The following is an 18,248-nucleotide window of genomic DNA, read 5'->3' as shown; positions in this document are numbered from 1 at the left end:
CCTATAACTCTAATTTCTCTCTCTCTTATGTCTTCGTTACAAATAAATTTTTTACTAATATTTTTCACCTCCGCAAAGTGTACCAAATAAAAAACATAAATAGAATAAAAAGGACGGCGTATTTACGCCGTCCTTTTTATTCTATACTTAATTGGCCACATACGCCAATAATCGTTCTAAAATAAATACCTTACTAAGCTTTATGCCGTAAGGTGAGAAACGGCTCGTTTCCTCTTAACAAAATTTATTTTATCATCGTCAAAGTATATTGTCAATATAATTTTAAAATTTTATTTTAGGTAGGGTGCAAATGCTACACCCCTGGCAATATGATACTCTTTCACCAAAGACACTAGATATAGTTTCTAAAAACTCTTTATTCCCACAATTTTCTTTTCCGTGAATAACAACCTTCTTTGGTACATTAGTTATTAATCCACTTATTATTACATCTTCTATATTAGCATCCGTATCTACTCTACACTCTGCTAATTCTTTCATAAATTCATTAAATATATCATTCCCATTGTCATCTCTAATTGAATAATTCCCATTTTCACCAATACATATATCTATTTCTTCTATTTTACTTTCTTGAATATCAACAAAGTATTTTAATAGCTTTACAAATTCTTTATATTCTTTTTCAACCATATAATTTTCTACTACTTTATCAATTATTTCCTCTATATCTTCTCTTAGGTCTTTCATTCTAAATGTTATGAACCCATTAATATTAATTTCAGTATTTTCTTGTAGACAATCTTGTATTTTTCTTATTACTGTATTCATCTTATTCATATAATATACAAGGTTTTCATTTTTTAAATCTTCTTCACAATACAATACTTTCATTATCTCTTCTTCTACTTCTATAATTTCATCTTGCTTTAAGAAAAAATAAGTATCTATTAAAAAATCAAACATTTCTTTTTCTTTATATTTATCAATTACTATCTTATATAAAATATTGCTAACATATAAATCAATAATTTTTTTAACTTTTTCATTATAACATTCATCATCACAAATAATTTTAATCATATGAATATTTGTTTCTATACTTTCTACTACTCCTATTATTATATTCTTTTTTTTAAGCATAGTCTTTAACTCTTGAATCTCTCTAATAAAATCTAAGTCCTCATTATATACAAGCTTTAGTACGAGCATAGATTTCACTCCCTTCTTAATAATAGTATGTATTAATTTTTTTACTATATTCAAAAATTATTTTAAAACAATCGACAAAAGTATTGTTTTTTCTTTTTTTCAGTATTAATTTTATAATTATAAAATATTGTCAAAGGAGTTTTTACGATGTTTTGTTTTATAGATTATTCTGCCACTCAAAAAGAAATAAAAGCCTTATAACCCCAAGGTTTCGCCTGTATTTTCATACTTAAATGTACTAGCTTACATTCTGCCATTATTGGCTATGTGGACATAGGGTTAGCCCTTTTAGACAAATGTAAAAAAGAAGTAGTAATTCATAAAAATATGGTTGAAAATTTCAATAATTTATTTATATATAAGCGAATAAAATTTCAATAAACAGCTCGTTTTATAAATAGTACATACTCTTGAGCGCTTATTTTTAAAGCTATAGTAAAATATTATATTACCCCTATAGTTATTTTATATAATACGTTACTCCTAGTTAAATGTTGATAATAATATAATTAATTTAAAATTCTAGTTATTTTTCGAAATATATATTAATACTTCCCAAATAAAAAATGATGAAGTAAAATTAGTTCATCATTTTGTAAGTCTTACTCATTTACTATTTTCTCTTTAAATCTAATAATATTTTCTCTAGCATCATTATACTTAATCCCACTCTTTTTTTCTAATATATCAAGTATCCTTAAAACTTCTTCAAACATTATTTTTTTATCTTCACTAGTTTGACCTCCACGCCCAAGCTTATCACAAGCAAAAAGTAATAATATATCATTAATATTATTTGTTTCTAGTAGCTCTTTTATATTTCCAAAGGGAAGATTTTTAAGTATGTATATGTGATGCATATGAAATTTAACAAGTTCAGCTACTTTTTCAGCAAATTTCTCATCTCCAGTTTCTTTAATTAATAAACTTTTAACCATGTTATAACCTTCAGTATCATGATTATACGAAGTCCATCGGCCATTTCTCTTTATAGTTGTAGTAAGCTTACCTAAATCGTGTAATAAAGCTGCCCATATAAATTCTCTTTTATTATATGATAAAAACTTCGCAACACTAGCTGCATCAACAACCATACATAAATGATTCCATACATTACCCTCCGGGTGATATTTAAGTTCCTGAGGCGTATTAACTAAATCCCCTAATACTTTAAAACTACTTTCTTTAAACTCTTGTGAATCCTTTAATTTATTTAAAAATTCAGAAGGCTTCTCTAACTGCTGTAAGTTTTTTTCTATTTCTTTAAAGATATTTGTCTCTTTCATAAATATCGCTCCTATTTTTTTATTCAAGGCATTTTTTAAAATAACAAGCTAATATGCCTAAGTTTAGTATTCCAAAAAAAAATAATTTTATTAAGTATCATTTTTAACTTATTACCATAAGATATTAGAGATTAGTAAAGAAAATAAATCAAAATATGGCGCTATGGCCAAGTGGAAAGGCATGGGTCTGCAACACCCTCATCCCCAGTTCAAATCTGGGTGGCGCCTCCAACTTTAATCTCCCTAATATTATCAATTAATGAACCTTAAAAAAATATCTACTATATTAAATAATTTATAAAATAAAAAAGAAAGAAATCCATATTTGAATGGATTTCTTTCTTTTTTCTTAAAAATATATAATTATCTATTTTAATAGATTTCCAATATCATCTTTAGTAAATTTATATGCAGTATTACAGAAATGACATTTTAATTCTTCTACTTTTCCTTCTTCATATATTTCAGTTAAATCTTTTTTACCAATTGATATTAAAGCCTTTTCTACTTTTTCCCTTGAACAATTACACGTATAACTTGGCACTGTTTCTTCTAATATTTTCAAATCCATTCCTTCAAAAATAAATTCAATTATTTCTTCAATTGTTTTACCTTCTGATAACATTGTTGTTATTGCTGGAACTTCTTCTAATCTATAAGTTATCATATCTGCTAATAACTCATCAGCATCTGGTAACATTTGAATAATAAATCCGCCAGCTGCTTTAATTGAATTATCTTTATCTACTAACACTCCAAGTGATACTGCTGATGGTGTTTGCTCTGACACAGTGAAGTAATAAGCTAAATCCTCTGCTATTTCCCCTGTTATTAGAGGGACATGTCCAACATAAGGATTTTTCAATCCTAAATCTTTAATAACTATAAATTCTCCTTTTTTACCAATATACCCACCAACATCAAGTTTCCCATCTTCTTTTAAAGGTAAGTCAACCTCTGCATTTCCAATAAACCCTTTAACTTTCCCACCTTCATAGGCAGTTACTGTTACACCTTTAGCCTCACCATCACCATTTATTTTTAAAGTCATTACTTCTTTTTCTGATTTTAATGTGTTTCCAATTAAAGCTCCCGCTGTTAGCATTCTTCCAAAAGCTACTGCTGCAACTGGTGAGCAATTATGTATTTTATTTCCCTCATTAACTAGGTTTGTTGTAACACCTGCAATAATTCTAACCATTCCATCTTTAGCTGTTGCTATTATAATTTTATCTTTCATAATTTCCTCCATCATTTTAAACATATTAATTATTTAAGGAATCTTCAAAAAATAACTAGTAAATATTCTAGTCTTTTTTCGTTATTTTTTAATAATTAAATATCTTTTTTTACTATGTACATAATTCTTTCACTTTTATCTTGAACTTTTTCTTCAGTATATCCATTATATTTAGATAGTACCTTAAGACCGCATTTTTGAAGCGATTCTTCTATAAAATATTCAGTATAAGCTCTTTCTAAATGTTCCTCTTCAAATCTTTCGTATAACTCTCCTTTTTTAACAAAGAAAGTTAATGACATAGTTAAAAGATCTTCTTCAAAGATATTTTCCCAAGTATAAAACACTTCTTCTTCATTATAAGTATAAATGTTGTTCCCTAGAATTTCTGATAATTTATAATAAGAATTAATATCAAAAATAAATAATCCATTATCATTTAAATGCTCTTTTACACCTTCTAAATAACTAATTAAATCTTCTTTTTCTATTATATAATTTGTTGAATCTAATACAGATGTAATAAGATCAAACTTTTTATTAAGATTTAACTTAGCCATATTTTGGCATATTATTTTTCCTTTAATTTTACCTTTTTTAAATTTTTCATAAGCTTCTCTTAACATATCTTCTGATAAATCAACTGCATATATCTCTTTAAAAGACTTTGCAAGTCTAACTGTAACGTTACCCGTACCACAAGCTATATCTAAATAATTATTAAACTCAATGTTGTTTTCAGTGCAAACTTTAAGAATTTTATTAATCATACTATCGTAATTAATATCCTCATTTATAAGCTCGTCATAAATTTTAGCAAATTCACCGTACGCCATATGTCTCCCCCATAAAAATCTTTTTCATATAAGGGACCTTCAAAAAACAACTAATCATATTCCAGTCTCTTTTTCATTATGCTTCATCACCACAACCCTTGCACAGACTCACTATGTGCAGGTTGTGAGTCTTCGCATAACACAAAATACCCTCAGAATATTCAACTTATTATTTTCTTTCAAATCCCTAATTTAATTTCAAAATTCATTTCTATTATATACAATTCTAAAAACTAGTTTAAAGGTAAATTTCACTTTAGTCAATGGCTTATTTCCTGCCTAATATCTCTTCATTTGTTGGAATCTTAAGTTCTTTTTTTCTTCTTGTCATTATTCCTCCAATTCTTCCTGTTTCTTCGGATGTTAATCCACCCCATCCTTCTTTATCTACTTTATCACTTAAACCTAATTCATCTGCTATTTCATATTTAAGTTTTTCCCTAGACATTTCAATTTGAGATAATTCCTTATTAGATTTTATTTTAGATTTTATTATTTTTTTTAATGGTGTTTTGCTCATTTTTTTTAAATACCCCCTATCAAAAAGTAATAATTATATTTTCTCCAAAAATTTATATATTATACAAAAATAATTTACTTGCTCATATAACTATTATTTATTTTTGGTATATACTATTATTAGACTATTGAAATTTTTCTAAATTTTCACTCTAGTAATTATATTGATTATTTGCTATATTGGTATTTAGATAAAATTAAATATTAAGGGGGATTTACAATGTTTAACGTTGCAATTGTTGGGGCTACAGGAAATGTAGGTAGAAAGTTTTTAGAAATATTAGCTGAAAGAGATTTTCCTATTAAGAATTTATATCTTTTTGCATCTAAAAGGTCCGCTGGCCTTAAGCTATATTTTAAAGACAAAGAGGTAATAGTTGAAGAAACTTGCCCTGAAAACATTAATAATAAAAAAATAGATTTTGCACTATTTTCAGCAGGTGGTGATGTTAGTTTAGAATATGCTCCAAAGTTTGCTTCATTGGGAGCAACTGTAATAGATAATTCTAGTGCTTGGAGAATGAACAAGGAAGTTCCTTTAGTTGTTCCTGAAGTTAATCCAGAAGATTTAAAATGGCATAAAGGAATTATTGCTAATCCAAACTGTTCAACTATACAAGCTATGGTACCTTTAAAAGTACTACTAGATAACTTTGGTATTAAAAGAATTGTATATTCAACATATCAAGCGGTATCTGGTGCTGGTGTTGCCGCAATATCAGATTTAGAAAATGGAATACAGGGTGTTGCCCCTAAAATTTTCCCTTATCCAATTGTTGGTAACTGCATTCCTCAAATTGATGTTTTTCTTGAAAATGGATATACAAAGGAAGAAATAAAAATGATTGAAGAAACAAAAAAAATACTTCACAATGAAAATTTAAAAATAACTGCAACAACAGTAAGAGTTCCAGTTTTAAATAGCCATAGTGAAAGCATAAATATAGAATTAGAAAAGAATTTTGACTTAAAAGACGTAGTTAATTATTTTTCAAAAGCAAAAGGCTTAACTGTGTATGACGATCCTAAAGAACTAAAATATCCAACACCACTTGAAATGGCAGGGAAAGATGATGTTTATGTTGGAAGAATTAGACGTGACTTCAGTGTAGATAGTGGTTTAAATATTTGGGTGGTAGCTGATAACATAAGAAAAGGTGCTGCTTTAAATGCAGTTCAAATTGCTGAATTATTAATTAAGTCTAATTAATATAACTAAAATATAAGGAGGATTTAAAATGTCAATTTTTAAAGGTTCTGGCGTAGCTATTATTACTCCCTTTACAGATAAAGGAGTAAATTATCCTAAACTTAAAGAATTAATTGAATGGCATATATCAGAAGGTACTGATGCTATCGTAGTATGTGGTACAACTGGTGAAGCTACAACTATGACTGAGGAAGAAAAAAGAATAACTATAAAATTCACAGTAGATACAGTAAATAAACGAATACCCGTTATTGCAGGTACAGGAAGCAATAATACCCAGCATTCTATTGAAATGAGTAAATATGCGCAAAGTGTAGGTGTTGATGCTTTACTTGTAATTACACCTTACTATAATAAAACTTCTAACTTAGGCTTAATTAAACATTTCAAAGCTATTAATGATGAAGTTAAGACACCTATAATTCTTTATAATGCTCCAGGTAGAACTGGAATGAATATTACACCTATACAACTTAAAGAATTATCAAATCTTAATAATATTGTTGCTATAAAAGAAGCTAGTGGAAATATTAGTCAAGCAATTAAAATGAAAGCACTATGTGGTGATAAAATAGATATTTATTCTGGAGATGATGATCTAATAGTTCCTATAATGTCCATTGGAGGAATAGGTGTTATTTCCGTAGTGGCTAATATCATGCCAAAAGCTATTCATAAGCTATGTAAAAATTATTTAGATGGTAATGTTAAAGAAGCATTAAATATTCAATTAGAAGCGCTTGAGGCTATAAATACACTATTTATAGAAGTTAATCCTATTCCAGTTAAGGTAGCTCTTAATTTAATGGGAAAAGATGTTGGTCCTTTAAGACTTCCTTTATGTGAAATGGAAGATGTTAATCTTGCTAAACTAATAAAGGTACTAAAGACTTATAAATTAATTTAATAGGAGGCTTATTTATATGATAAAAGTTATTTTAAATGGTTGCTCTGGAAAAATGGGTAAAGTAATAACAGAAGTTTCTTCTCAATTTCCAAGCCTTGAAATAATAGGCGGAATTGATAAATATCCTATAGAATGTTCATATCCCATATTTAAAACTTGTGATGATTTAACATTAGAATATGATGTGTTGTTAGATTTTTCTAGATCTGAGGCGTTAAATGATTTATTAATATTAACAGAAAAAACTAAAAAACCAATAGTTCTATGTTCTACTGGTTATACAGAAGAAAATTTAAAGCTAATTGATGAAAAAAGCAAATATCTTCCTATATTTAGATCCGCTAATATGTCTCTTGGAATAAATTTGATTAATTCTTTACTAAAAAAAATAACGCCTCTTCTTTATGGTAATTATGATATAGAAATAGTAGAAAAACATCATAATCAAAAAGTTGATTCCCCAAGTGGTACTGCTCTATTTCTTGCAGATACAATTAAAAACTCTCTACCGGTAGAAACTAACTTTGTTCACGGGAGAGATGGTCAAAAGAAAAGAGAGAAAACTGAAATTGGTATTCACGCAGTTAGAGGAGGTTCTATAGTTGGTGACCACGAAATAATATTTGCTGGTACCGGAGAAGTTATTGAACTTACTCATAAAGCTATTTCTAGAGAGGTTTTTGCAGTAGGTGCATTAAAGGCCTGTGATTATATGGGCACTATTTCAGAACCTGGACTTTATACAATGGATAATATAATAGATTTATAAATAAAAGCGCCTTGGCGCTTTTTTTCTTGCCCATTAATTACTACCTATATTAAAAGAAATTTTAGAGATACTATAAGTATAAGTTTAATATAAAAAAATTTATTAAACTAATTTAATTTTTAGGAGGATTTATTATGGCAAAAGATAGTCAACCAGATAATAAAGAAGCTAGAATGAGAAAATGTAATTATCAAACTCCAATAACACAAGAAAATCAAAACCAAAATAAGAATGCTAAAAAACATTCTATTAAAAAAGAAGGATTTCAAAGCGCACATATAAACTGATTATAAATTTTATATGGGATTACACTCCATATGAAATTTAGAATAATTTATCCAGTACATATAAAAACAGACCAATATATCATGTATATTGGTCTGTTTTTTAAAATTCTTTTATATTATTAAATAGAAAAAGGCTGTTGTTAAAATCATTTTAACAACAGCCTTTTTTAAAATATAAATACTATCCTCTGTAAGCATTCTTAAAGTCAACTTTTCCTAGTGGTGAAATAAGTAAATCTTTAATATCTTCTTTAATAGCTCTTACCTTAGTGTAATAGTATAATGGAATAACTGGCATTTCATCCATTAATATATCTTCGGCATTTCTTAAAGCTTCATATTTCTTAGCTTCATCTGGAGTAGTCTTAGCTTCTTCAATTAAAGCATCGTATTTAGCATTACTATAACCAGCTTCATTATTTCCGCCATTAGTTATCCACATATCTAAGAATGTGATTGGATCTACATAATCTCCACTCCAACCATGTCTTCCTATCATATATTTACCATCTTTTCTTACTTGTTGATATACTTTAAACTCTTGTGAAGAAATTTCAGTTTCAACACCAATTTCTTTCCACACTGATTGTAAGTATTGAGCAACTGCACTATGCACACCCTCTGAATTTATTGACAAGTTGAATTTTGGTAAACCTTGACCATTTGGATATCCAGCTTCTGCTAATAATTTCTTAGCTTCTTCTATATTTCCAGTTGGTTCAATATATTTTTTACTTTCAGCAAAATCTTTACCATCTGGAGTTGGCGCTCCTGGAGGTGTAAATCCTACTGCTGGGACTTGTTGTCCTTTAGTTACATTCTCAACTAAAGCTGTTCTATCAATTGCCACTGAAAGTGCTTGCCTAAACTTCTTATTTCCTAAAGCTTTTACAGCTTCTGGATTTAATGCATCACTGTTGTTTCCAACGTTTAGACACATAAAGTAAGTACCAAACTCTTTAAATACTGCAGCATCTTTATCCTTTAAAGCATTTTCTACTTCTGCAGGTGGAACTTCATTAATCATATCAAATGTTCCTGCTTTAAACTCAGCATAAGAAGTAGTATTTTCTGTAACCATTCTTATATCAATTTTATCTAACTTAACGTTAGCTGCATCCCAGTAATTTTCATTCTTTACTAAAACTATAGCATCTTTCATTCTAAAATCTGTCATTTTGAAAGGTCCATTTGAAATATAACTTTCTGGCTTAGTTGCCCAAGCATCTCCATTAGCTTCAATTATATCTTTTCTTACTGGCATATATGTTGCAAATGCAGTAAGTTGAGTAAAGTATGAAGTCGGAGCAACAAGTTCAACTTCTAAAGTATAGTCATCAACAACCTTAATTCCTACTTGTTCTGCTGTTCCTTTATTAGTATTATACTCTTCTCCACCTTTAATATAGTACAGTTGGTAAGCATAATCTGCTGCTGTCTTTGAATCTAACGCCCTAAGCCATGCATATTTAAAATCATTTGCAGTAACATCTTTTCCATCTGACCATTTAGAATTTTTTCTTAAATGGAATGTATATTTTAATCCATCTGGAGATACATCCCAAGTTTCAGCTACCCCAGGTGCTGCTTTTGAATCCTTATCCATTCTTGTAAGACCGTCAAATGCATTTAATATTATATTTCCTGCATCACTTGCAGTGTTTAATTGTGGATCTAAAGTTTTAGGATCTGCCCCTAAGTTATAGATAACTTGTTGTTTACTCGCTGAACTATCTTTTCCGCCACATCCGGCAAGAACTGATGTTCCAAGTACAAGACTTAGTGCTAAAGCACATAGTTTTTTCATTTTACTTGATTTCATATTTATAGCCTCCCTTTTAAATATTTCTATAATAATTGCACATGCAAATTACTAACTTTTTACTTATTGCTATTTTAAACATCTTTAACTGTATTATTCAAATAGATGACATGCTACAAAATGCCCTGGTTCTACTTCTTTTAACTCAGGGTCAACCATATCACATATCGGCTTAACATATTGACATCTCCCTTTAAATCTACACCCCGGTGGTGGATCTATAGGTGATGGAATATCGCCTTCTAGGATTATTCTCTTACTTGATTTTGACGCTCTAGGATCCGGCACTGGTACTGCTGATAAAAGTGCTTGTGTATAAGGATGCTTTGGCTTTGAATAAACATCATTACTTGGGCCCTTTTCAACCATTCTTCCAAGATACATAACACCTATATGAGTTGATATATGTTTTACCATTGATAAATCATGAGCTATAAATAAATAAGTTAATCCAAATTCTTCTTGAATTTCTTCAAGCATATTAATAACTTGAGCTTGGATTGACACATCTAATGCCGAAATAGGTTCATCACAAACTATAAAGTCTGGTTCAACAGCTAATGCTCTTGCTATTCCTATTCTTTGTCTTTGCCCTCCTGAGAATTCATGAGCATATCTATTTATATGATCTCCATTTAATCCAACTTTATCTAATAGATATCTTATTCTTTTATTTCTCTCTTCGCCTTGTAATATTTTATGAATATCTATAGCTTCACCAATAATATCTCCAACTGTCATTCTTGGATTTAGTGATGCATATGGATCCTGAAATATCATTTGCATATTTTTTCGGAGTGGCACCATTTGTTTTTCACTAAAATTAGTTATATCTTCTCCATTAAAAATTATTTGTCCAGCAGTAGAATTATATAGCTTTAATACAGTTCTTCCCGTTGTAGTTTTACCACAACCAGATTCACCAACTAAACCTAAAGTTTCTCCTCTTTTAATAGTAAAAGAAACATTATCTACAGCCTTTACATAACTTTTCTTTGAAAATATACCTTTATTCACAGGGAAGTATTTACTCAAATTATTAACTTCAATAATTACATCATTTTTCTTTTTCACTATTATTCCCTCCCTATTGGCGATTCAACTTTTGGTGCATTCTCATGACATAGCCAGCACGCAACTTTATGCCCCTCTCCAACAACAAACAGTGGAGGTTGCTTTTCTAAGCATATTTTCATTGAGTAATCACATCTAGCCGTAAATGGACATCCAACTGGTGGATTTAACAAATCTGGTGGTTGCCCTTCTATGGGTTTAAGTTTTTCCTTAACATCACTCTTTGGGTTAGGTATACTATTTAATAATCCCCATGTATAAGGATGACGTCCTCTATAAAAAATATCTTCATCACTACCAGCTTCTACAACTATTCCACCATACATAACATTTATTTTTGTACAAAGATCTGCAACAACTCCTAAATCATGAGTTATTAATATTATAGAAGTATTTAATTTATCTTTTAAATCCTTCATTAAATCTAATATTTGTGCTTGAATTGTTACATCAAGTGCTGTTGTTGGTTCATCTGCTATAATAAGTTTTGGTTCACAAACCAAGCTCATAGCTATCATAACTCTTTGTCTCATACCACCTGAGAATTCGTGGGGATATTGCTTCATTCTTTTTTCAGCACTTGGCATCCCAACTAGTTCTAGCATTTTACAAGCAACTTCCCTAGCTTCTTTTCTACTTAACTTTCTATGTTTAATAAGTGGCTCAATTAATTGATCCCCAACTGTAAATACAGGGTTTAAAGAAGTCATAGGATCTTGGAATATCATTCCAATATCATTTCCTCTAATTCCTTCCATAACATTTTCATCAGCTTTAGAAATATCTTTTCCATCGAAAATTATTTCTCCACCTGCAATTTTACCGTTATCTGATAATAATCTCATAATTGACATCATTGTTACTGATTTTCCACAACCTGATTCTCCAACTATTCCTATAGCCTCTCCTCTATCTAAATTAAAAGAGACTCCTCTTACTGCGTGTACCTCTCCAATATGTGTTGTAAAGGAGGTCCTCAGATCTTTTACTTCTAATAATCTACTCATTTCTGCTCCTCCTACCTCTTATTTTTAGGGTCAAGTGCTTCTGTTAATCCATCACCCAATAAGTTAAATCCTAAAATAATAATACATATTACTGCGGATGGGAATAATAATTGATATGGATATACATAAATTGATTGCATAGCTTCATTAGCCAATGTTCCAAGTGATGCAAGTGGCGGGTTTAACCCAAGACCTATGAAACTTAAGAAAGCCTCTGTAAAAATAGCTTGAGGTATTAAAAGAGTCATAGTTACTATTATTGATCCTAAGCAATTTGGAATTAAATGCTTAAATAATATTCTAAGTTTTGATGCTCCAAGCGATCTTGCAGCTAATACAAATTCTTGCTCTTTTAACTGAAGAACTTCTCCTCTTACTATTCTAGCCATACCAATCCAATATGAAATGGCAAGTGCCATTATAATTGGACCAAGCCCTCCGGTAGCTTTATCCGGATCATATAACATAGCCATTATGATTACTACATATATTATAGTTGGTATTGAATATAGAATATCAATTATTCTCATCATGATGTTATCAACTTTTCCACCAAAGAAACCTGCTATACCACCATAAACTACTCCAATAACTAAATTTATAATCGCTGCTGCAAACCCTATAATTAATGAGTATCTTGCACCATACATAACTCTAACAAGTAAATCTCTACCTAATGCATCTGTTCCAAACATATGCGCTCCACTAGGTTTTTGATTTACTATGGATAAATCTGTTTGATCAAATTTAAACATACCTAATCCTTTAACTCTCCACAAATCTGGAACTACTAGTGCTAATATTATAATAATAATAAGTACTATTAATGATATTAATGCAACCTTATTACTTTTCAATCTCCTCCAAGCATCACTCCAATATCCAACACTTGGTCTTACTATTGCAGGAACTTTCTTTTCTTCAGCTGTTAGAGGAGTAAATAAACTCTTGTCAAAATCCATTGCTTCTTTCATATCCATACCCCCTTTAACCTTCTGTATTTTCTAGTTTTATTCTTGGATCTATTACTACATATAAAATATCAACTACTAAATTACATATAATAATAAATGTACAATAAAATACAACTAAACCTAATACTGTTGAATAATCTCTATTTGTTACTGACGAAACAAATTCATTACCAAGTCCAGGTATTCCAAATACCTTCTCGACTATAAAGCTTCCTGTTAATACACCCGCTATTAGCGGTCCTAAATATGTAACTATTGGTATTAATGAATTTCTTAATGCATGTTTAAATACAACTGTTTTTTTGCTCAATCCCTTAGCCTTGGCTGTTCTAATATAATCAGCCTTTAAAACATCTAACATTCTACTTCTAGTTAATCTTGTTATGAATGCTAATGAGCTTCCTGACAGCGCAATAACCGGCATTATATAATTTTTCCAGCTGGATAATCCAGTTGCTGGTAACAATCTTAATTCAACTGTAAATATATAAATTAATGTTGCTCCTATAACGAAGCTTGGTATTGTTACTCCTAGTGTTGCAATAAGCATACACAATTTATCTTGCCATTTTCCGATCTTAAGTGCTGATATTATACCAAGTAACACTCCAAGAACTACTGAAAACATAATTGCAGCTCCACCAACCTTAGCCGATGCTGGTAATGATGTTTTTATAGTATCAACTACTTCTCTACCTTTAAAAATCATTGAAACACCAAGGTCTCCCTTTAATAAATTTTTCATATACATTCCATATTGTTGTCCCAAAGATTTATCTAATCCATATTTTTCTTCAAGATTCGCTTTAATTTCTGGTGTCATCTTTTCTCCAGTGAAAGGACCACCTGGCATAGCACGCATCAAAAAAAATGTTAAGGTAACAACTACCCAGATTGTTAAAATACTTGTAAAAATCCTTTTACCTATATACTTCACCATTTGTTTTAACCCCCATTCATGATTCTACATTTTCTGCAAATATAGATATTAATAATTATATTATATTTTAAATTTTTGTCAATGCACTTTAGTAATTTTATATTTGTTATATTATTAAAGCATCAATATTAACCCCTATTATTTTTCAATATGATAATTTCATCTAAATCTATTAGAAACGTTTACATTGACTATTTATCTAGGTTTATGAAAGCTATTAACATGTTTAATTCATTTTTCTTATTATTGTAAATTTAACAAATTAATTTTTATAATTTCTTTTATAAATCCACACTATACGGACATATATATTATTTGTCCGTATTTTACTTCATTATTTATTAAAATTCTACATATAATTATTACATTTTTCTTGTTACTATCGTTTATATATACTATTTATTTGTATCTTTATTTAATTTTATTCATAAACCATTATTTTTTTAAAATTAAGCATTTTTTAAATTAACAAGTCACGATGTTATATATATTTTATACTAGATTACGAGCTTCGTCTGTTATTCTTTTGAATATTCCTTATTAAAAAGCAACTTAAAAAGAAGGGATGAATTTCTTCATCCCTTCTTATCTATATTCATTTATTTATTAAACTGCGCCTTCTTCAGGCATAATAATATCAACTTCATCTTCCTTGCCCACTTTCTCCATTTTAGAAATAGATACTTCATAAGCAATCTTCTTTATAACATCTTCTTCTGTAACTTTTTTTTGGTATTCTCTACTTTGTAGTCTTCCCCATACTCTAATATTATCACCAACTTCAAGATTTTGACAAAATCTTGAATTTCTTCCCCAAGCAATAGTTGGTATATAATCTGATTTATTGTACGCCCTATTAACCGCTAATAAAACATCTGCTATTTCTCTACCAAATGGAGTTGTCCTATATACAGGTTCTTTACATATATATCCATCTAAGAATATTTCATTCGGATTTTTACTTCTTTCTATACAAGGTTCAATGTTTCTCGCAAATACAGTTAATATTAGCTTGTTTGATCCATCTACAAATTTATTATAAGATCTTAATTGTCCTTCTACTATGATATCGTTGCCAATATTTAAATCTAAATTAGCAATTAATCTTTCTGATACAGTTATGTTTAAAACATCTACTGAATCACTTAATCTTGTAACCTCAATTGAAAATGTATAAAACCCTTCCCCATACATTTCATGACTAAAATCTAAGCCTGATATTACAGTTCCCTCTAAATAGATTTTATTATTTAACATCAAATTGTCCATCATAATCCCCTCTCCCTTAGTAATTAATTTTATTTTTATATCTGTTTATAATCTTACAATTATATATTTCCATTATAATACATTATAAGTTCCTTTTTCAATATATTTCTAATATTTATTTTTTTCTTTGCTCACCCGTCTCATCAATGTAATAATTTTCATTGTATATCAAATCTCCTACAGGTATAAAGTTATAACCATCTGCTTGAAGCTTATTAATTATTCTATCAAGATTATCAGGTGTATACTTTGCATTATTATGAAAAAGTAAAATTGATCCTGGTTTAACTTTCTTCATTACTCTTTGATACTCCACTTCGCTTCCTAATTGTTTCCAATCAACAGAGTCTGCATCCCACTGAATACACTTATACCCCAGTGTTGTAACTGTATTAAATGACTGTTCATTGTACTCTCCACTTGGAAATCTAAACAACTTTGGTTTTATTCCTATTGTTTCTTCTATAATTTTATCTGTCTTATCTAGTTCTTCTTTAATTCTATCCTTTCCTATTTTAGTGAAAATAGGATGTATATAACTATGACTTGCTATCTCATGTCCCTCCTTGTATATTTTTAATAATTTTTCCTTATTTTCAGGTGTATAATTTACCCATCCTCCCATAATAAAAAATGTACCTTTTACATTATATTTATCTAATACTTCTAATATGCTGTAAAGATAATCGGTTTCCGCCCAATTTATGTCAATTGTTAAAGAAATCGATTTATCTTCCCTCTCAACTCTAAATATAGGTTGCTCCTCAGTGATATTTAGAAATACTTCAGTGCTGCTATTCTTCATCATTAACGAAGAAATCATAACTCCGCATATTAATGCTAATGATATAAATATTTTATTTTTTCTTTTCATATATTCAACCTTTTTTACATTGATTATAATCATTAATATTCTTTTTATATAATATTAATGACTATAATATTCCACTTTGTAAATTTTATGATATAATTAAATAGATACTTTCGAATATGGAGGTTTATTATGTACGAAAACTCAATTGAGCTTGCAGAAAATAAGTTACTTGTTTTATATGTTATTAAAGCATTAAAACATCCAATCTCTAATACTCAACTAACTGAAATAATATTAGAGAATAATTTCATAAATTACTTTACACTTCAACAATATGTTAGTGAACTTGTTTTATCTGACTTTTTGAAATACCAAGTAATGAATGAGAAAAACCTTTTAACACTAACCGAAAAAGGTGATAGTGTTCTCTCTTTCTTTAATGGAAGAATTTCATCAATAAAAAAGAAAGTAATCGATGACTACCTTCTTTCAACTATTGATTCAATAAAAAGAGAACTTACTATTCACAGTGATTACACTATAGTTAAGGATGACACCTTCATAGTTGATCTTAAAGCTCTAGAAGATGAAAATCTTCTTATGGAGATTAAAGTATCGGTTCCCTCTAAAAAGCAAGCAGCTTCTTTATGCAGCAGGTGGAAAGAGAACCCTACAGACCTTTATACTAAAATCATAAATTCATTGTTTAACGATGAAATTTAACATAGTGCCATAGCATTAGGTTCAACACCTACCGCTATGGCTTTTGTTAATTTGTTATCTAAATTTAAAACTATTACTTTACTTCTTAAATAGTCTCCTATAAGTAAATTGTTTCCATATTTCAAAATCCCTTTTGGCATTCCACCTACAATTATATTATCAATTTCCATACCTAAACTAACATCTACAACGCTTATGCTTCCATCATTAAAATTAGAAATATATAAAAGCTTACCATCATCCCATATATCCATAGGTGATTTTCCAACCTTTATTCTTTTTAAAGATTTAAAATCTTCTAATGAAAATACTTCTATATATCCACATTTAATATCTCCAATATAGCTTTCACAAACGTAAAACTTATTCTCATCTTTTGAAATTCTTATTTGTGTTGGATATTCTAAAGTTTTTATATTAGCAATTTCTTTATTAATATTAGCATCTATTATACTTACATTATTGCCTTGAAGATTAGATACCAATATCAATCCCTTACTTTTTGCTAATTCTATATTATGCGGCCATAATCCAGTTGGCAATTTAAATACTATTTTTTTCTCAATTAAATCATAGACAATAATTGCATTAGCGTCTCCACAAGCTATATATAATCTATTATGATAATATACTAAGTCATTAGGATATGGTCCAATATAAAAGTTATCTATTTCAATTAATGTTTCTTTTTCTATTATAGATATACTATTATTATAATTATTAGCTGTGTACATTAGATTCTCATTTAAACATATCCCTTGCGGGCCTATTGGCTTTTCACCTATTTTCAGCACCAAATTTTCTACAGAAAAATCTTTAATATTAATTTTAGAAATGGAATCTGATCCTGTATTACAAACAAATAAAGATTTCATTTTTGCACCTCCGTAGGATAAAACCTATATATTCTTTAATATATTCAAATATCGATAAAATGTGACTTACTATTCATTTTGATTTTTTCTAATAAGGGAATAAATAATTATTTTTTTAAAGATCCTTAATCAGCCTTTAAATATTTTCATTTTAACTATATAATATTTTTATCTAGTTTATTTAAGTCACTTGAAAAAATAACTAAATTAGGGACATAACATTTGAATGTTCATTATACAAGGAGGAATATAAATTTGTTTATATTTAAAACTAAAGGAGTTTGTTCAACTGAAATACGCTTGGATGTAGAAGCTAACAAAATTAAATCTGTAGAATTCATTGGAGGATGTGCCGGTAACGCGCTTGGAATAGGCAGCCTTGTAACAGGCATGGAAATAGACCAAGCTATTAATAAATTAAAAGGAATAAAATGTGGATATAAAGACACTTCCTGCCCTGATCAACTAGCAAAAGCCTTAGAAGAATTCAATCATAGTTATAATTAAAATATATAAAAAGAAA

The 18,248-nt window shown here is 28.9% G+C and carries 19 protein-coding genes and 1 tRNA gene; 7 read left to right on the top strand and 13 right to left on the bottom strand.

Going from position 1 to position 18,248, the window contains the following annotated elements; translation table 11 throughout:
* Positions 1–282: 282 nt before the first annotated feature.
* Both ytxC and BLS77_RS14560 read right to left on the bottom strand, forming a co-directional pair.
* Positions 283–1,173, bottom strand: a complete 891-nt coding sequence (gene ytxC / locus BLS77_RS14565; RefSeq protein WP_089971466.1) for a putative sporulation protein YtxC — start codon at positions 1,171–1,173, stop codon at positions 283–285.
* A gap of 602 nt (positions 1,174–1,775) precedes the next feature.
* Complete coding sequence (locus BLS77_RS14560) at positions 1,776–2,459, bottom strand: HDIG domain-containing metalloprotein (protein ID WP_089971463.1); 684 nt, start codon at positions 2,457–2,459, stop codon at positions 1,776–1,778.
* A gap of 157 nt (positions 2,460–2,616) precedes the next feature.
* Between BLS77_RS14560 and BLS77_RS14555 the strand changes: the two genes are divergently transcribed.
* Positions 2,617–2,690: transfer RNA gene (locus tag BLS77_RS14555), tRNA-Cys, on the top strand.
* 136 nt (positions 2,691–2,826) lie between these two features.
* Here the strand turns inward: BLS77_RS14555 and hslO are convergent.
* The 3 genes from hslO to BLS77_RS14540 form a co-directional block, all read right to left on the bottom strand.
* Positions 2,827–3,699: an Hsp33 family molecular chaperone HslO gene (gene hslO, locus BLS77_RS14550; protein ID WP_089971460.1), complete on the bottom strand. Its 873-nt coding sequence runs from the start codon at positions 3,697–3,699 to the stop codon at positions 2,827–2,829.
* A gap of 95 nt (positions 3,700–3,794) precedes the next feature.
* Entirely contained in the window at positions 3,795–4,535 is a 741-nt protein-coding gene (locus BLS77_RS14545) for a class I SAM-dependent DNA methyltransferase (RefSeq protein ID WP_089971457.1), read from the bottom strand.
* 268 nt (positions 4,536–4,803) lie between these two features.
* On the bottom strand, positions 4,804–5,055 hold the full coding sequence (locus BLS77_RS14540) for an alpha/beta-type small acid-soluble spore protein (protein ID WP_089971454.1): 252 nt from the start codon (positions 5,053–5,055) through the stop codon (positions 4,804–4,806).
* A 219-nt stretch (positions 5,056–5,274) separates the two neighbouring features.
* On the opposite strand from BLS77_RS14540, the gene BLS77_RS14535 reads away from it, so the two are divergent.
* The 4 genes from BLS77_RS14535 to BLS77_RS19970 all read left to right on the top strand — a co-directional run bounded on the left by BLS77_RS14535 (position 5,275) and on the right by BLS77_RS19970 (position 8,227).
* A complete protein-coding gene (locus tag BLS77_RS14535; RefSeq protein WP_089971451.1) occupies positions 5,275–6,264 on the top strand; it encodes an aspartate-semialdehyde dehydrogenase in 990 nt (329 codons plus the stop codon).
* 28 nt (positions 6,265–6,292) lie between these two features.
* Entirely contained in the window at positions 6,293–7,171 is an 879-nt protein-coding gene (gene dapA, locus BLS77_RS14530; protein ID WP_089971448.1) for a 4-hydroxy-tetrahydrodipicolinate synthase, read from the top strand.
* 16 nt (positions 7,172–7,187) lie between these two features.
* On the top strand, positions 7,188–7,940 hold the full coding sequence (dapB, locus tag BLS77_RS14525; protein WP_089971445.1) for a 4-hydroxy-tetrahydrodipicolinate reductase: 753 nt from the start codon (positions 7,188–7,190) through the stop codon (positions 7,938–7,940).
* A gap of 134 nt (positions 7,941–8,074) precedes the next feature.
* Positions 8,075–8,227: a hypothetical protein gene (locus tag BLS77_RS19970; RefSeq protein WP_167867269.1), complete on the top strand. Its 153-nt coding sequence runs from the start codon at positions 8,075–8,077 to the stop codon at positions 8,225–8,227.
* A gap of 181 nt (positions 8,228–8,408) precedes the next feature.
* On the opposite strand, the gene BLS77_RS14520 is transcribed toward BLS77_RS19970, so the two are convergent.
* The 7 genes from BLS77_RS14520 to BLS77_RS14490 all read right to left on the bottom strand — a co-directional run bounded on the left by BLS77_RS14520 (position 8,409) and on the right by BLS77_RS14490 (position 16,187).
* Positions 8,409–10,049, bottom strand: coding sequence for a peptide ABC transporter substrate-binding protein (locus BLS77_RS14520; RefSeq protein WP_089971443.1), 1,641 nt, complete (start codon positions 10,047–10,049; stop codon positions 8,409–8,411).
* Positions 10,050–10,142: 93 nt separating this feature from the next.
* Positions 10,143–11,126: an ABC transporter ATP-binding protein gene (locus tag BLS77_RS14515; RefSeq protein ID WP_423231038.1), complete on the bottom strand. Its 984-nt coding sequence runs from the start codon at positions 11,124–11,126 to the stop codon at positions 10,143–10,145.
* On the bottom strand, positions 11,126–12,130 hold the full coding sequence (locus tag BLS77_RS14510) for an ABC transporter ATP-binding protein (protein ID WP_089971437.1): 1,005 nt from the start codon (positions 12,128–12,130) through the stop codon (positions 11,126–11,128). Before BLS77_RS14510 ends, BLS77_RS14515 begins: the two co-directional genes overlap by 1 nt.
* A gap of 11 nt (positions 12,131–12,141) precedes the next feature.
* Positions 12,142–13,104, bottom strand: a complete 963-nt coding sequence (locus BLS77_RS14505) for an ABC transporter permease (RefSeq protein WP_089971434.1) — start codon at positions 13,102–13,104, stop codon at positions 12,142–12,144.
* A 13-nt stretch (positions 13,105–13,117) separates the two neighbouring features.
* The gene (locus tag BLS77_RS14500) at positions 13,118–14,044 is read right to left on the bottom strand and encodes an ABC transporter permease (protein WP_089971432.1); all 927 of its coding nucleotides are present in this window, start codon (positions 14,042–14,044) and stop codon (positions 13,118–13,120) included.
* A gap of 606 nt (positions 14,045–14,650) precedes the next feature.
* Positions 14,651–15,313, bottom strand: a complete 663-nt coding sequence (locus BLS77_RS14495; RefSeq protein ID WP_089971476.1) for a single-stranded DNA-binding protein — start codon at positions 15,311–15,313, stop codon at positions 14,651–14,653.
* A gap of 115 nt (positions 15,314–15,428) precedes the next feature.
* Positions 15,429–16,187 carry a polysaccharide deacetylase family protein gene (locus tag BLS77_RS14490; protein WP_089971429.1) on the bottom strand — a complete coding sequence of 253 codons (759 nt, stop codon included), beginning with the start codon at positions 16,185–16,187 and terminating at the stop codon, positions 15,429–15,431.
* Between the two features lie 129 nt (positions 16,188–16,316).
* Between BLS77_RS14490 and BLS77_RS14485 the strand changes: the two genes are divergently transcribed.
* Positions 16,317–16,850 (top strand): DUF4364 family protein, encoded by a 534-nt coding sequence (locus BLS77_RS14485; RefSeq protein WP_089971426.1) that lies wholly within the window; start codon positions 16,317–16,319, stop codon positions 16,848–16,850.
* Here the strand turns inward: BLS77_RS14485 and BLS77_RS14480 are convergent.
* A complete protein-coding gene (locus BLS77_RS14480) occupies positions 16,847–17,725 on the bottom strand; it encodes a YncE family protein (protein ID WP_089971423.1) in 879 nt (292 codons plus the stop codon). The genes BLS77_RS14485 and BLS77_RS14480 overlap by 4 nt on opposite strands.
* A gap of 255 nt (positions 17,726–17,980) precedes the next feature.
* On the opposite strand from BLS77_RS14480, the gene BLS77_RS14475 reads away from it, so the two are divergent.
* On the top strand, positions 17,981–18,232 hold the full coding sequence (locus BLS77_RS14475) for a TIGR03905 family TSCPD domain-containing protein (protein ID WP_089971420.1): 252 nt from the start codon (positions 17,981–17,983) through the stop codon (positions 18,230–18,232).
* Positions 18,233–18,248 lie beyond the last annotated feature (16 nt).

Origin of the sequence: Clostridium gasigenes (genome assembly GCF_900104115.1) — a bacterium.
GTDB lineage: Bacteria > Bacillota > Clostridia > Clostridiales > Clostridiaceae > Clostridium > Clostridium gasigenes.
This window is presented reverse-complemented; position numbering and strand designations above follow the sequence as displayed.